This window comes from Sphingobacterium bambusae (genome assembly GCF_033955345.1).
Lineage (GTDB): Bacteria > Bacteroidota > Bacteroidia > Sphingobacteriales > Sphingobacteriaceae > Sphingobacterium > Sphingobacterium bambusae.
In genome coordinates this window covers 1236625-1251362 of record NZ_CP138332.1, presented here as the reverse complement: position 1 = coordinate 1251362, position 14738 = coordinate 1236625, and the positions used below count along the sequence as shown (strand labels likewise).

The following is a 14738-nucleotide window of genomic DNA, read 5'->3' as shown; positions in this document are numbered from 1 at the left end:
ATGAAGATAAACTTTATCCACATACTTTTTTTAGGAACGCTGGCCAGCTTTTCGGCTTATGCCCAAAAAGGGGATAGCCTCATTCAAGTGACGGATCTCACGCGGATTCAGCAAATCAGCAGTGTGCACGTGAAACCAAACGGGGAGGAGCTTGCCTACGCTGTTCGCGCAGTAGCCGCCGATACCAGTAAGCAAGGCGGGTATCGGTACAAGACAACTTGGTTTGTAAAGAGCCTCCTTTCTGATAAGCCCGCCGAGCGTATCGACGAGAAAAGGCAGATCAGTCAGGTACTGTATGGCGCGGACGGACGCCGATGGACGGTAGGAAAAGACGATAAAAAGCAGAACCAATTGTTTACCTACCCAGATGACGGGACAGCCGCGGTGCAGGTGACCGATTTGGCAAAAGGCTTAGGACAGGTTCGCTTTAGTCCGGATGGATCAAAAGTGTTGTTGTCGCAGACCTTCACCCTTCGCGAGTTGTTGGCCGACAGCACGTTCAATCCGGAAGGATTGTTGCCCGATTGGTCTGTAGAAAAACCGGGAGACGATGCGCGGACCTCCTTGCGCCGAAATACGGCGAAGCCCAATGCCGATGGCAACCGCGACGAAGTAAGGGCCTATCTTTTGCGAAATGAAGAAAAGGGTATCGCCATGCTCACCAATAAGCTACAGTTTCAAACGGAAAACTCCACAACGGGCGAGTTGCGTTTTACCCATTGGTATTTGCTGGATCTTGCTAAAGGGCAAAAGCCAGTTGCCGTCAGCAAAGGATTTCGAACCTATTCGGGCGCCGAATTTCTCACGGAACAGAAACTGCTCTTTACCGTAGAAAGTGACAGCACGGCCCATCCCGATCGGGTGTCGTCAACCAATATTTTCCTATGGGATCGGTCTACCAATGAAACACGACGTCTAGTAGGGGATGGCATACACCGCTATCAAGTAGCAGCCGTATCCCCATCAGGGCAATATATCGCCGTTTCGAAAGGAAAACAAAACTCCTTAACCATAGGAGAATTGATCCTTTATGACAGTAAACAATGGCAGGCGCAGCCCATCGTGTTTGATAGGGCGCTTAGTCAAGTGCAGTTTGCGCCCGATGGAAAATTCCTCTATTTTATCGCTGCAAGCCATGGCGGGCGAGCAGTATATCGCTTTGGGATTCGATCCGCAAAAGCCACCGAACTAACATCCGAGGATGTCGGTATTGGCGATTATTGGGTTGGCGCAGGAAAAACAATTTTTAGCAAGACGACTTTCAGCAATCCCGCTGAACTGTATGTGGGCAACCTAGATTTTCAAAAAGAGAAAGCGTTAACCGACCTGCATGCGTCTTGGCTATCCGGCCGAGATGTGGGCATACCCGAAAAACATACCTTACGCAATGAGCTGGGCTTGGAGGTCGACTATTGGCTTTTAAAGCCTGCCGGCTATGAAGCAGGTAAACAGTACCCATTGCTGGTCGAGATCCATGGTGGCCCTGCCTCCATGTTTGGCCCCGCCGATGCGAGTATGTGGCATGAATACCAATACTTTCGATCGCGCGGTTATGCCGTGCTCTTTAGCAACCCACGTGGATCCAGCGGATATGGGGAAGCATTTTTAAAGGCCAATTTCAAAGACTGGGGGGCTGGCCCTGCGCGGGATGTGCTGGAGGCGGTAGATCGCAGTGTAGCAACCGGCTGGATAGACAGCACGCAGCTATATGTCACGGGAGGCTCCTATGGTGCATATCTTACCACTTGGCTCCTGGCGCACGACCAACGCTTTCGCGCCGCGTCTAGCCAACGAGGGGTCTATGATTTGTATGTGTTTTTTGGAAGCGGCAACGTATGGCCCATGCTGAAACGCTATTTTGGCGGATTTCCTTGGGAAGAGGGGATGGCCGAACTGCTGCATAAGCAATCGCCTACCACCTATGTGCAACAGATCAAAACGCCCTTGCTCATCTTTCATGGCGAGCAGGATAATAGAACTGGGCCTGTGCAAAGTGACTTTCTTTATAAACAGTTGAAGGTGCTAGAGCGACCGGTGGAATATGTGCGGCATCCGGGTGCCGATCATGAAATCACACGATCTGGCGATGCGGCGCAGCGCATTGATCAGCTGCTGCGTACCTATGAATTCTTTGATCGTTACCGCAAGAGGTGATCATTTATCATGGTTCGTTGATTTTTTTGAGAAAATAAAGGTTTGGTATGTAGCGTTTTGACGGTATATCCGTTTTAGGAATAAACGCTATTAAATTATGAAATTATTGAAGAAAATCTCGCTGCTTTTGCTGGCAACGCTCCTGTTTTATGGCTGCGATAAGGTCACTACAGAACGCAGCTATCAAGTACGACTACCCAAATTTGAATCGATGTCTGCCTTGCGGCTTAGTGGCGACCAGATGGTGGTGCTGCCCCAGCCCTTGGAATCTACCGGTAAGATATATGTCTATGGAGATTACCTCTTTATCAACGAACCGATGAAAGGGGTGCATATCTACAATAATACCGATCCTAAAAATCCTGTTGCCGTGACATACCTTAAGGTGCCCGGAAATGTAGATATGGCCATCAATGCGGGGATGCTGTATGTAGATAGCTATGTTGATCTGTTGACCTTCGATCTGTCCGATCCCGCAAAACCGACCTTGGTCAACAGAAATGAAGACGTTTTTGTTTCGTTATATCAGCGTGATTACACCAATGCGAGTTCCGACGAGATGATGGTCGTTTCCGGATACCGGGATACCCTCATCAGCTCCAAAGATGAAGATATTTACAAGCCGTACATCCAAAAAGAGTATTTGGTTTATGATAATGCCAATGCGGGTGGTAACTATGGGCAGGGGGGCTCTATGGCTCGGTTTACGCTGTCCAAGGAGCATCTTTACGCCGTGGATCATTACAAGTTGCATCTTTTTCAGGTAAGCGATAAACGTAAGCCTGCCTATGTTAAAGATATTGAACTGGGCTGGGGCATAGAGACGATTTTTCCTTATAAAGACCATTTGTTTATCGGTTCGAATACGGGCATGTTTATTTATGATGTGACCACGCCGGGCGAGCCTGCACGGGTTTCCCATTACCAACACATGCGTGCCTGCGATCCGGTGGTCGTGAACGACGATTATGCTTTCGTAACACTGCGCACCGGTGTGGCCTGTGGTGGTGCGCAAAATGTATTGGAAGTGGTGGATATCAAAGATCTGGCTAACCCGCGGTTGGTAAAATCATATCCCATGAAAAACCCGCATGGTTTAAGTTTGGCAGATGATGTGCTCTACCTTTGCGAGGGAGCCTTTGGTTTCAAGAGTTTTAGGGTTTCCGATGTTCATAATGTCGCCAATAATGTGTTGGAAAACTTGGGAAATTTGGTCAGCACAGACGTGATCGTCGCTCCCAAATCGCTTATCGTCATTGGGGAAAACGGGGTGAGCCAGTACGATTATACGGATAAGGCACAGCTCAAGTTCTTAAGCAAGATTCAACTAGCGAAAAGCAATTAAGCGATGAAAAGAATCTTCTTGGTGCTGCTGACGGTCGTCGTCGTACAGCAGCTGCTCCACGCACAGCAGATTTCATACCGTAATCAGCAGGAGGTGGGTCTTGTCAGCTACGGCCCCATACCTTTAGAGGTTGGCTTTGCAGCGCGCACCTTTCACGGTGCGCAGCTTAGTGATGCCTACACACTGGGTGTCAATATTTGTGTAAACCGATTTCCTGTAGAAGGAAAAAATACCATCTGGACCATGCCGCTTACGGTAAAGAACAGGTATGTGCTCAACCCCATGCGTAAAGCTGCGTTTTTTGCCGATCTTGATGTCGGGTATGCCTTGGCCTCGCTCAACAAAGAGCGCAAAGCGGCCCCACGTTGGTCCTCCTACCATGGCGGAGCTGTCATTAACCCACAAATCGGACTGAAGGTGAAAAAACCGTCACATAAATTTTATTGGACCATCACCGGGGGCTATCTCTACCAACGCTTCGGTGTCACGAACTACAGCAACTTTGATCCAAATTTCAACCTCCGTGATCCAGCTACGGTAGACTGGATAGCTGATTTTAATCAAGAAAAGAACAGTTATGACCTGCATCGCGTAACACTGATGCTGGGCTTTGGCTTTTAGGGGAGTGAGCGTTAACCATATTTCGCCATACCAAGCAGGAACATCGTCTTGGTATGGCGGTAGGTTTTTAGCGTAGTGGACGCACAGCAGGAGACCCCTTCGATAAAAAGACATACTGAAAAGATTGTACGGTGCTTTCGATCGTCGTGTCCGGGATCATATCCTCGCCGAAGAAATTGAATTTCACCCGCGAAAGTTTTAAGGAACTACGGTATGGGCTGTTGGGCGCATTCAGCTTGAAAAGCAGCGTGGAAAAATTATCGGATGCCTCTTGCAGATCGCTTATACCATCAACCACCATAATCGGGCCGTCGGCGTTCATCAGGTCCACACTTTCATTGTCCGGTGTAGGCATGCCCAGTCCTTTTGGGAGGTACATATTACTTTCCAGCATGTAACTCACGATGCTGGTCACCTGCAGACCACTGTTTAACAAGCGCTGGGCCAGTGGCCGCGTGTGTCCCTTGGGCGCCGTTTGCAGTACATGGAAGAAACCGAAGAGACCATAGAACTTTTCATTTTTATATGCAGGGTCTGTCGTTATAGCCAGTAAATTATTCCGCATAACGGAATCTCTCGATATGGATCTCGACGTATCGGCCAAGGCTCGGTCTATGCCCCATACTGTTATCTTTAGGGAATCTGCCAGCGGCTGATTGTAGTCATATAAGGCCGACCACTTCTCGACATACTCCTGTCCCGCTTGTTGCGGTATCACCTGTTTTAAATGCCCGACCACATCCTGCAGTAGGCTGAGGTCTTTCGTGGGCTTGCGTAGAAAACGATTCAGAAGCCCAGCCGCATTACTGTCAATCTCCGAAATGTAGTTTCGCACACCCAGGTTTTTATGCAGGTAGGTAAGCATTTTGCGATCTAGGGACTGGTTTTCGGCGAAGCCATGAATTTCTCCCAGCAGGAAGATGTCTGATGAAAAAAATGTACTATCGAATAGGCTACCATCGATTTCCTGCGAAACATCGGCTACATTTTCGCGGAGATAGGTGACTGTAGCTTTCTCGCTGTCTCCTCGAAAGGAAGCGTTGCTGAAATTCATGTACAGGGCAAATGCGGCGACAGCCGAGATCAGGAAGATGAGCAGATAGCCTAGGATTTTAAACGCTTTGCGCATAATTTTTGGGGTTAGTATTAATGTATGGTTGTGTTTGTTGTTCGATCCAAAATTACAAATAAATACTATGCATTGTACAGATATTCACTTTTAGTTGAATATGTTATTATAGGATGTTGACCTGCATCATCAAGCATCGTTGCGCATTCAAAACTATTTGTTTTTGTTAAAATATTTTGAATCGATTTTTCTTTATTTATATTTGGTCTAAATTATTATGTAAAGAGATTTTTACAATCAGATGAAAACAAAAAGTAAAGCTTTGCTGGTCCCTCTGTTGGGATTTGCGCTAGGAGGCTATGCGCAGACAGGAGTTATTCGGGGCGTTGTTCGTACCAACGACAACCATTTTGCCAGCGATTTGACAGTTGTGTTAAACGACAGTTTGCGCACCAAGGTAGATCAAGCCGGAACCTATACCTTTCGTAACCTAAAACCGGGACGCTACATTATTTCGACGAATCATATCAGCCTGCGTTCGCAGCGCGATACGTTGCTGCTGCAGGATGCCGAAACGCGCCAATTTGATTTTACCCTCGCCGTGGATAAGCATGTGCTGCAGGAGGTCGTCGTGGATGGCTATTTGCCGATTGCAGAAACGGTAGTTTCTCCAACGCTTCGCGTGCAGACGCCCTTGGTGGAGCTTCCGCAAAATGTGCAGATCGTCAATGCCGATTTGATGGCCAAGCAACAGATCTTTAATATGGCCGATGGGCTGATGCGCAACGTAAGTGGCGTGAGCCGCATGACGCATTGGAATGATATGTATGTCAACCTGAATATGCGCGGTTCGCAGATTCAAGCATTCCGCAACGGGATGAACGTTGTTTCTTCCTTCTGGAGTCCTCTGTCCGAGGATATGTCGGTTGTGGAACGCGTGGAAATTGTAAAAGGCCCAGCGGGCTTTATGATGTCTAGCGGGGATCCTGCAGGGATATATAACGTCGTGACGAAGAAACCTACAGGCGTCGAAAAAGGAGAGGTTACCTTTTCTTTGGGCAGCTTTTCAAGTTACCGCTCCACGGTAGATTTGGATGGTAAGCTTTCGAAAGACAACAGGTTGTTGTATCGCTTAAATATCGCGGGCGATACCAAGGGTTCGTTCCGTCCTTTCGAGGAAAACAAGCGCTTGGTCATTGCCCCTGTATTGTCCTACCAACTGGATAGCAAAACCAAAGCTACCTTTGAATACACCTATCAGCGGGCGCAAATGTCGGATGTGGGATCGGCATATGTGTTCTCGCCATTCGGATACAAGTCGCTTCCACGCGAAACCACCTTTTCGTCACCAGGGCTAGAGCCGATGAAGGTCAACGATCAAAGTGCATACCTAACCATCGATCATCAGTTGAGTAGCAACTGGAAGATCACGGCACAGGGCGCTTACTTTGCCTATGACCAAACGGGAGCCAGCAGCTGGCCAGCTGATGTGCTTGCCGACGGTCGTGTGGTGCGAAAGTCGGATATTTGGGATGCCACAAGCCGGATGACCTTGGGTCAGGTTTTTGTGAATGGCAATGTGCAGACCGGTGCTGTCAAACATCGTATCTTGGCCGGATTAGACTTTGGAAAGAAGAACTACTACGCCGATTGGAACCAGTCTTTTGTGCTCGACTCGTTGGATGGAGGCGAATTTGATGCGACCAATCCGGTATACGGTTTCGACTTCCCATACCAGCCTTTTGACCGCTCTCTACCTATTAAAATTCCTGCAACAGGGGGCGGTGGTGTCATCGAGTCCAACTACTCCTCAGCTTATATTCAGGATGAGCTCGGCTTTTTTGATAACCAACTGCGCTTGACCCTAGCGGCACGCTACACCTCTATGTCACAAGCTTCGTGGGGCGGCGATCCCATTGTCAGCAAAAAGGTGACCCCTCGTGTTGCGCTTTCATACTCCATCGACCGCCATACCTCGGCCTATGCCCTGTATGACCAGTCTTTTATTCCGCAAAACGGAACACTGTATTCGGGTGGAGCGGTGCAACCCCTTACGGGTGACATCATGGAACTGGGACTGAAAAGAGAGTGGTTTGGCAGCCGCTTGAGCACCTCTTTGAGCGCTTACCAGATCACGAAGAACAACGAAGTAACGGCCTATGGTCCTCGTCCTAACGAAAGTATCGAAATTGGGCAGAAACGTGTGCGCGGTATCGAGCTAGATATTATTGGTCGTTTGGCGCCGGGGCTAAATGCAGTGGCCAACTATGCCTTTACCGATGCTGAGATCACGCAGGTAAATGCGGAAGTGGAAGGCTTTTATGTTGGTCAACGCCTGACCGGTGCGGATAGGCATATCGCAAACCTTTGGTTGGATTATAACCTGCAGCGTGGCTTCTTGCAGGGCTTGAGTTTCCGTGCGGGGATGACAAGCAATATGGATCGTACAACGGCCTTCTACTCGGATGAACACCCCGAGTGGAACCTGCCAGACTACCTCCGTTTTGATGCGGGTTTAGGGTACCATAAAGACCACTTCACCGTGACGTTGAACGTGCAAAACCTTGCGGATAGTTATTTGTTGGCCGGTGGATCGCATTACACGAACTACTTCCCAACGGAAGTATACTCCTGGCAGGCCGAAATGCCACGCAATTTCCGCTTGACGTTTGGTTATAAATTCTAGGCTTTAGCTATTTTTTGGACAGCATACATGGTTTCCTAGGATCTTGAACGCGTAGGCACAAGATCCTAGGAAACTCTTTTTTACAGGCTTTTTCCGCTATTTAACGACCGTTGCTTCCAATTCGACTTGCAAAGTTTCGAATAGTCCTTTTACTTCGATCAGGGAGGTGCTCTGTTGGATGCCATGCTTGTTGAGCCATGCTTGTAGCACATCAAAGTTTTCCATCAACGCTGCCGCAGAAACGGTGTACACGTTTAGGCGCACAATGCCCGCACAGGCAAAACCCGCGTGCGCGATTACTTTTTCTACATTAGCGATCGCAATTTCCAGCTGCTCCCGCATACCGGCTCTGCTGGAAATACCGTCGGCGTCTACGGCGGCCTGTCCCGCGCAATAGAGCGTGCTTTCCACCTGTTTCACTTCCACGGCTTGCACATAACTTCGGGCATCCTGCCAAGTCCAAGGACTGCTTGCTATTTTTTCCATTGTTTTATTGTATTTGTTTCTTGCCAACAAAGTTGAGGAAAAGAGGAGCGCTAGACCTGTGACATACCGCACAAAATGGGGCTGCTGCAACTACGTGCTGCTATATAGTCGGCTCAGCGTTTCCCGCGTCACGCCGAGGTAGGCCGCCAGTTGTCCTTTGGGGAGCCGTTGTACTAGCTGTGGAAACTGCTTCACCAGCAGTTCATAGCGTTCCTTGGCTTGGTTGGTGAGCAGGGATAGTATGCGTTTTTGCGAAGCAATGTGGCCTGCAATGGATTTTTGGAAAAGAAAACGTTCGAATGTAGGCAGCTCCTTGCACAGTAGGAGGTAGTCCTCCAAAGGAAGCTGAAAAAGCAGGCAGTTTTCGAGGCAGTGTAGGGAAAGGGCAGTAGGCGTTTGCTCATAGAAGGCTTGGAAATCTGTTTCCCACCACTGCTCCATCGCGAAGGATAGGATATGCTCCTTGGCGACATCGTCATGATAAACAAGCTTGAGCAAACCCTTGGCAACGAAAAAAATATGTTTTACGCGTTCGCCTTCGCGAAAAAGGGCTTCACCTTTGCGGCATTGTCGCTGTTGAAAACGGACGAGCACCTGCTCCAGTTCCTGCTCGGATAGGTTTCCCGTTGTTGCCAAATGTTCGCGAAGTATCGTATTAGCCGCTGCTTTCATCGTTGGGCTTTATTGGCCTTTGGCTGCGAGTAGTGCCAAAGCGGCCTGTATATGGGCTAATCCAGCTTCAGAATAGGGCAGTTGCAAAGCGAATTGATGACCATGAGCATCCATTTTCAAGAGTGACTTTCGCAGGATCTCCACAATTTTATCTTCGTGTTTCGGAAAGAAGTCGGCATACTGAAATTCTAGAAAAACAAGGCATAGCGCGTTTTCCATGGTCTGCACATCGGCCTCTACTTTAATTTTCTTTTTCAGGATAATCTGTTGGGTAGCCATGAGGGTCGCTTCGTCATAGCCTAGCTCTTGTAATATGGTGCTGGCAACGTTGGCATGGTGCTGTGCAAGCTCTTTTCGCCAGAGCAAATAGCCGCTTCTGTCCATCGGGTAGTCTTTTCTAGGACTCTCCCAGCGGCCAATGTGCTGGCTTCGCGAGGCCAACAACAGTGGTTCGCTAGCCTGTGGGTCCAATTTTTGTACCCACTCGTGCAGCTTTAAGGCCAAGAAATATTCCTGTGGATAGTCTTGTCCCTGCCAACGAAAGCTATTCGGATCTTTTTTATTGTAGGTGTCAAATCGTTCAAATGCCTGCTGCAGTTTCTCGCTCATGATCTATTCTTTTCCCTAAATAAAGGTTTTTAAATGAAAAAGCCATGGAAAATCCGAAGGATTATCCATGGCTTTGCGTAGTTTTCTTGATGCCGCTAACAGCGTGCTGACTTCGATCTAGAAGTTACCTTGATCTACGTCCCACCACAGTCGGGTACCACCATTATCACTACCACCCAGTAGACTGATGGCTTTTTGCACCTCCGCATTGTTGGTGTTGTATTCGTTTTGGCTAAAAGGAATCCTTCTGATCTGTGTATCCGTATTGATCAAGCCGCCACTGTTGTTTTGTGCTACGGGGAATAGTTTCGGGTAGCCCGTTCTTCTGTACTCAGACCAAGCTTCCTGTCCTTCGGGAAACAACGCCAGCCATTTCTGCGTGATAATACGCTCTAGCTTCTGCTCTTGGTTGCTCGCTTCGTCCCATTGTACCGTGATGGTCGATGGTTGGGCGGCATTGTTTCGGCTATTGTGCGGATCCACGTAGGCGGCCGGCGTATTGCTATTGTTTTGCAGATATGCCGTGGCACCCGTGGTACCCCATTGCTCAAAGGAAGCTTCAACACCACTTTCGTAGAGGCTCTTGGCTGTTCCTCCCGGATTGGCCCAGCCGCGCAGTGCAGCTTCAGCACGTAGAAAATATACTTCTGCGGCTGTCATCAACAGCGGTGCCGTGGTCCGATTGAAGGAGGGGACGGCGCCATCCTTAAAGTTTATTGTCGAATATCGGGAATAAGTTTCTTTGACCAGTCCCACGGCACCAACGCGGATACCTTTGTATCCATCGATGCCCGTATCGGTCGCTCTATCGATGTATTTGCCGATACGCGGATCTTGGTAGCCCGATAGATAGGATTCCAAAGAAGCATTGATGTTGATATCGCTCCAATTGTTGGAGATAAACTCCAAGGGATTGAAGAAGCCGGCTTCTTCATCAATGCGTACCTTGGCGTTGTCCGCATTGCTTTCCAGCAGGTAGTTGCTCGAAAGGGCTTTTGCGCCTTGCTCTTGCGCCAAGCTAGGGTTCACCTTCACTACGCGCATGGCCAAGCGTAGACGTAAGGATTGCACTAATTTAAGCCATTTGGTGAAACGAACCGTGTTGTCATTACCGCTGTAGATCAGGTCTATTTCATCCAGATTTGGCGGCAGTTCTTCTTGGTTTGTGCCATTGACGTAGGCTTCCAGTAGCGTCTGTGCCTCGTCCAGCTCGGCGAAGAGTTGCTCATACACCGCTTCCTGCGCATCATAAGGGATGTTGGTGTCGGTGTTCTTACCAACGATGCTATAAGGGATAGGTCCGTAGATATCGGTAACGCGGCTCGTTGCCAGTACTTTTACCGCCAGCACCGATCCCCATAGGGCAGGGTAGGTTTCGCGCAGATTCGTTTGCTCCAAGCGATTGATCGGGCCCAATACGTCGAGGTAAAGCACTTTAAAGGGCTCGGTATTCCAAGCGTTCACCAAGGCATAGTTCATGTTGTTCTGGCCACTGTTGAATGGGTTTGCACTCATCAGGTATCCGCCATACACATCAGCCATTAAATTTTGCTGCAGCTGGTAGGAGTTGGCGCTACCGTCCGAAAAGTTTAAGATGGCACGCTGAGCATTGGTAAAGTATAGCTTCAGATTTTCGGCGTTGGGCAACAGGTCTTCCGGCGTGACGGAGATGTTATCTGTATTGAGATCCTCGAAATTCTTGGTACAGCTGCTCAATCCGGCGCTCAGCGCTAGGGCTAGTGCTACGGGGAACATGTATTTCGTGGGGCGGGTATATCGTTTGATCGTATTATTCATGGTAAACAACTTAAAAATTAACATTTAAAGAAAGACCATAGCTTCTGCTGGAAGGCATCATAAAGATATCCACACCGCTTAGTCCATTGCCTGTAGACATGGATGTCTCTGGATCGAATGGCGCTTCTTTGTACAAGAAAAACAGGTTGCGCCCCGTCGCGGCAACGCGTAGGCCCTTGACAAATTTGCTGTCCAGCTTGAAGTTGTAAGATAGCGCAATCTCCCGCATGCGGATGGCCGATCCATTGTACATATAGTTGCTCGTCACCGGGCCTATACCACCCACGGTGGTGTACCATGTTTGTGGTGTTACTGCAGTAACAGCTTCGCCGGATGGCGATACGCCATTCACAGTCACCATGCCGGCATCGCGTGCTGCACCAGTTCGTGCTGATACGCCATAGCCATCCATAACCGACTCGGTAATGGAGAGCACATCGTAGTCAAACTTACCATCGATCAAGAAATATAGGCCTAGGTTTTTATAGTTCAGCGTGTTGCTCCAGCCCATTTGCCAGCGTGGGTTTGAATTGCCCATCTTCACATAGTCGGAGCCCTTCAACGGCACGCCGTTTTCACTAAAGCGGATACGTCCTTGCTCGTCGCGCAGGAAGTCTATGCCATAAATATCCCCGAAAGAACCGCCAACTTCAAAGCGTGAAGCATAGTTGCTGCGGTTTTCGCCCGTTATCGAGAACTGCTGTATACGGTCATCTAGGGAGATGATGGTGTTTTTGTTCATCGAGTAGTTTAGGGCAGTGCTCCAGTTGAAATCCTCGCCACGTACAGCCTCATAGTTTAGCAAGAGCTCCAATCCTTCATTTTGGATATTTCCGGCGTTGATGGCGTAGGTACCAAACAAGCTGGCCTCGCTGGCCGCAATTTCAAAATACTGATTCCGCGTATTTGTCTTGTAGTACGTGAAGTCTACACCAATCCTATTGTTGAACATTTTTATTTCGGTACCTGCCTCGATAGAACGCGTAATCTCTGGTTTCAGCGTTGCAAGGGATGTCACCGTATTGATGTTCACATTTCCGAAGTTGCCCAAAGAGTTCAGCAAATTGGTTTTGTAAGCCGGCAGGTCGTTACCTACCTCGGCCCAAGATCCCCGAATTTTCATAAAGTTGATGAAGTCGGGGAGGTTCAACTTATCGTGGATGTTGGCGCTAAGCCCCACCGATGGGTAAAAGAAGGAAGGTGTTTCGGTGAATGCCAAGGAACTCGACCAATCGTTTCGTGCCGATAAATCGAGGAACAACCAACCATCATAGTCAAAGTTTGCACTTCCAAATACCGACTGTAGCTGTCTTCTGTTGTTGGATTCATTGGTCGTGATGGGGGTTGTGGTATTCTGCATGGCAAATACATTGGCAATACGTAGGCCAGAAGCACCCGTGTTAAAAGACATGCCTTCGGTATTCCAATCGGTAATACTGCTTCCTACAAGTCCGGTGAACTTAAGTTTGTCCGTAATTTGGCTATTGAAGTTGGCAAAAAAGTCGGCATACTTCTGTGTAAACGTAATGTTGGAGTAGTTGTAGGCACCATTCTGTTGTGCGATGACTGCTTGCGTCCCGGCATACATCTTTCTTTCGAATACATCGGTGGTGCGGTCCATGCTACCACGTGCTTGTAGGCTTAACCAGTTGTTTACCTTAAATTTGGCACTTCCGTTTAAAATCAGCCGAGACTTGTCGGAGGTCGAGGTATTTCTGTTCTGTATCCACCAAGGGTTTTGCTGGGTAGTTTCGCTATCGCCTAGGGAATGCCAGTTTTGCACGTATTTATTACTTGCCGCGTCGAATGTCTCAAAGGTGTTGTAATCGTTGAGGTTTAGACTGCGCGGAAAGAGATAGAGGCCAACAATAGGGTTAAAGTAGAATCCCGTTAGGGGCGAATTCTGCAGATCCTGCTGTATGTAGTTCGCAGCACCTTCTAGGGTCAATCGATCTTCGAAAAATTTTGCCGTTTGCTTCAGGTTGATGTTATGTCTGTTGAGCTTGTTTTCCGGTAGTAGGCCTTTGGCCGATGTATTGGCGTAAGATAGATAGGTCTGTTGATGTTCATTGCCGCGCGATAGGCTGATGGAATTGGTAAAGTTCGTTCCTGTTTGAAAGAAAGAGTTTACCTGATCCGAGCCGGGGTTGGCCATTTGCGCTCCCCAACTGTTGACGGAGGCACTGTTTTCACCGTCCATGCCTCGCCCATAATTGTTTTGGAATTTGGGTAATACCGCTGGCGTCTCGATTTGGGCACTGCTAGAAAAGTCTATACTTGTACGGCCATCTTTTCCAGATTTCGTCGTGATCAAGATCACGCCATTGGCCGCTTGGCTACCATATAGTGCTGCCGCAGACGCTCCTTTTAGTACCGACATGCTTTCGATATCATCTGGGTTGATCAGGGCGATAGGATCACCGGGGTCGCGTTCGCCACCAAAAATGCTACCGGGCTGCGCTCCAGAGGAATTGTTGTTGATGGGCACCCCATCAATAACGTAAAGCACTTGGTTGCTTCCCGAAGCCGACTTGTTCCCCCGTAATACGACTTTGGCCGATCCGCCAATACCAGAGGAGGAAGAGGAAATGTTAACGCCTGCCACCTTACCATTGATATTATTGATCAGGTTGGTTCCTTTTGCGCGCGTCAATTCCTCACCTTTCAATTGCTGGGTAGAGTAGGTCAACGATTTCTGCTCGCGGTTAATGCCTAGCGCCGTGACTACCACCTCGTCTAGCTTGGTGTCTTCCGCGACCAGGAAGATGGAAAGGGTATCGCGGTCGCCCAGCGGCACCTGCTGGGATTCGTAGCCCACAAAGCTAATCTGTAGGTTGCTGGTGCCCGGCGCTACCTGTAGGGTGAATGCGCCCTGATCATTGGTGGAGGTGCTTGCTGTTTGGCTAGCGCGAACGCTTGCGCCAACAATAGGCTGGAGGGAGCTGCCGTCTTTCACGACTCCCGTTAAGGTACGCTGTTGAGCAAAAACCTGCCCAATAAGCATAATGGTAAGTGCGACAACTGTTCCGAACAGGCGCGCACATCTTGCTAGTGGTTGTTCTCTCATAGAATAATAAAGCAATGCTTAATAGATATGTAGTATAGTGTGTTGTAAACTATTTTTGGTGCTTCTACGATTTAGCACGACGCGCAATGTATTAACATGATTTGTTAAAAAAATGTTAAAATTGACAACGGATACGATTCAGTGTTATAACATTCTATTTAATAGTTGTTTAGAAACATGTGTCCCAATAAACCAATTTTACGGTAGTTTTGTTTTGTAACATTTCATTTTT

General features: G+C 48.5%; 10 protein-coding genes. 4 read left to right on the top strand and 6 right to left on the bottom strand.

The genetic code is table 11. From position 1 onward, the window contains the following. From SCB77_RS05360 to SCB77_RS05350, 3 genes are all read left to right on the top strand, one after another. Positions 1–2154, top strand: a complete 2154-nt coding sequence (locus SCB77_RS05360; RefSeq protein WP_320185403.1) for a prolyl oligopeptidase family serine peptidase — start codon at positions 1–3, stop codon at positions 2152–2154. Positions 2155–2251: 97 nt separating this feature from the next. Next, a complete protein-coding gene (locus tag SCB77_RS05355) occupies positions 2252–3499 on the top strand; it encodes an LVIVD repeat-containing protein (RefSeq protein ID WP_320185402.1) in 1248 nt (415 codons plus the stop codon). A gap of 3 nt (positions 3500–3502) precedes the next feature. Then, the gene (locus SCB77_RS05350; protein WP_320185401.1) at positions 3503–4120 is read left to right on the top strand and encodes a hypothetical protein; all 618 of its coding nucleotides are present in this window, start codon (positions 3503–3505) and stop codon (positions 4118–4120) included. Between the two features lie 67 nt (positions 4121–4187). Here SCB77_RS05350 and SCB77_RS05345 read toward each other — a convergent pair whose 3' ends face one another. Continuing rightward, entirely contained in the window at positions 4188–5249 is a 1062-nt protein-coding gene (locus SCB77_RS05345; protein WP_320185400.1) for a hypothetical protein, read from the bottom strand. Positions 5250–5490: 241 nt separating this feature from the next. Between SCB77_RS05345 and SCB77_RS05340 the strand changes: the two genes are divergently transcribed. Beyond that, a complete protein-coding gene (locus SCB77_RS05340; RefSeq protein WP_320185399.1) occupies positions 5491–7875 on the top strand; it encodes a TonB-dependent siderophore receptor in 2385 nt (794 codons plus the stop codon). 96 nt (positions 7876–7971) lie between these two features. Here SCB77_RS05340 and SCB77_RS05335 read toward each other — a convergent pair whose 3' ends face one another. The 5 genes from SCB77_RS05335 to SCB77_RS05315 form a co-directional block, all read right to left on the bottom strand. Then, positions 7972–8361 (bottom strand): RidA family protein, encoded by a 390-nt coding sequence (locus SCB77_RS05335; RefSeq protein ID WP_320185398.1) that lies wholly within the window; start codon positions 8359–8361, stop codon positions 7972–7974. A gap of 90 nt (positions 8362–8451) precedes the next feature. Then, the gene (locus SCB77_RS05330; RefSeq protein ID WP_320185397.1) at positions 8452–9033 is read right to left on the bottom strand and encodes a Crp/Fnr family transcriptional regulator; all 582 of its coding nucleotides are present in this window, start codon (positions 9031–9033) and stop codon (positions 8452–8454) included. Between the two features lie 9 nt (positions 9034–9042). After that, complete coding sequence (locus tag SCB77_RS05325) at positions 9043–9642, bottom strand: DUF4202 domain-containing protein (protein ID WP_320185396.1); 600 nt, start codon at positions 9640–9642, stop codon at positions 9043–9045. A gap of 117 nt (positions 9643–9759) precedes the next feature. After that, positions 9760–11439, bottom strand: a complete 1680-nt coding sequence (locus tag SCB77_RS05320; RefSeq protein WP_320185395.1) for a SusD/RagB family nutrient-binding outer membrane lipoprotein — start codon at positions 11437–11439, stop codon at positions 9760–9762. Positions 11440–11449: 10 nt separating this feature from the next. After that, positions 11450–14506, bottom strand: a complete 3057-nt coding sequence (locus SCB77_RS05315) for a SusC/RagA family TonB-linked outer membrane protein (RefSeq protein ID WP_320185394.1) — start codon at positions 14504–14506, stop codon at positions 11450–11452. Positions 14507–14738 lie beyond the last annotated feature (232 nt).

Excerpts from the sequence above, each read along its gene's own strand:
- SCB77_RS05360 (WP_320185403.1), top strand. The coding sequence starts at position 1 with ATGAAGATAAACTTTATCCACATACTTTTTTTAGGAACGCTGGCCAGC.
- SCB77_RS05355 (WP_320185402.1), top strand. The coding sequence starts at position 2,252 with ATGAAATTATTGAAGAAAATCTCGCTGCTTTTGCTGGCAACGCTCCTG.
- SCB77_RS05350 (WP_320185401.1), top strand. The coding sequence starts at position 3,503 with ATGAAAAGAATCTTCTTGGTGCTGCTGACGGTCGTCGTCGTACAGCAG.
- SCB77_RS05345 (WP_320185400.1), bottom strand. The coding sequence starts at position 5,249 with ATGCGCAAAGCGTTTAAAATCCTAGGCTATCTGCTCATCTTCCTGATC.
- SCB77_RS05340 (WP_320185399.1), top strand. The coding sequence starts at position 5,491 with ATGAAAACAAAAAGTAAAGCTTTGCTGGTCCCTCTGTTGGGATTTGCG.
- SCB77_RS05335 (WP_320185398.1), bottom strand. The coding sequence starts at position 8,361 with ATGGAAAAAATAGCAAGCAGTCCTTGGACTTGGCAGGATGCCCGAAGT.
- SCB77_RS05330 (WP_320185397.1), bottom strand. The coding sequence starts at position 9,033 with ATGAAAGCAGCGGCTAATACGATACTTCGCGAACATTTGGCAACAACG.
- SCB77_RS05325 (WP_320185396.1), bottom strand. The coding sequence starts at position 9,642 with ATGAGCGAGAAACTGCAGCAGGCATTTGAACGATTTGACACCTACAAT.
- SCB77_RS05320 (WP_320185395.1), bottom strand. The coding sequence starts at position 11,439 with ATGAATAATACGATCAAACGATATACCCGCCCCACGAAATACATGTTC.
- SCB77_RS05315 (WP_320185394.1), bottom strand. The coding sequence starts at position 14,506 with ATGAGAGAACAACCACTAGCAAGATGTGCGCGCCTGTTCGGAACAGTT.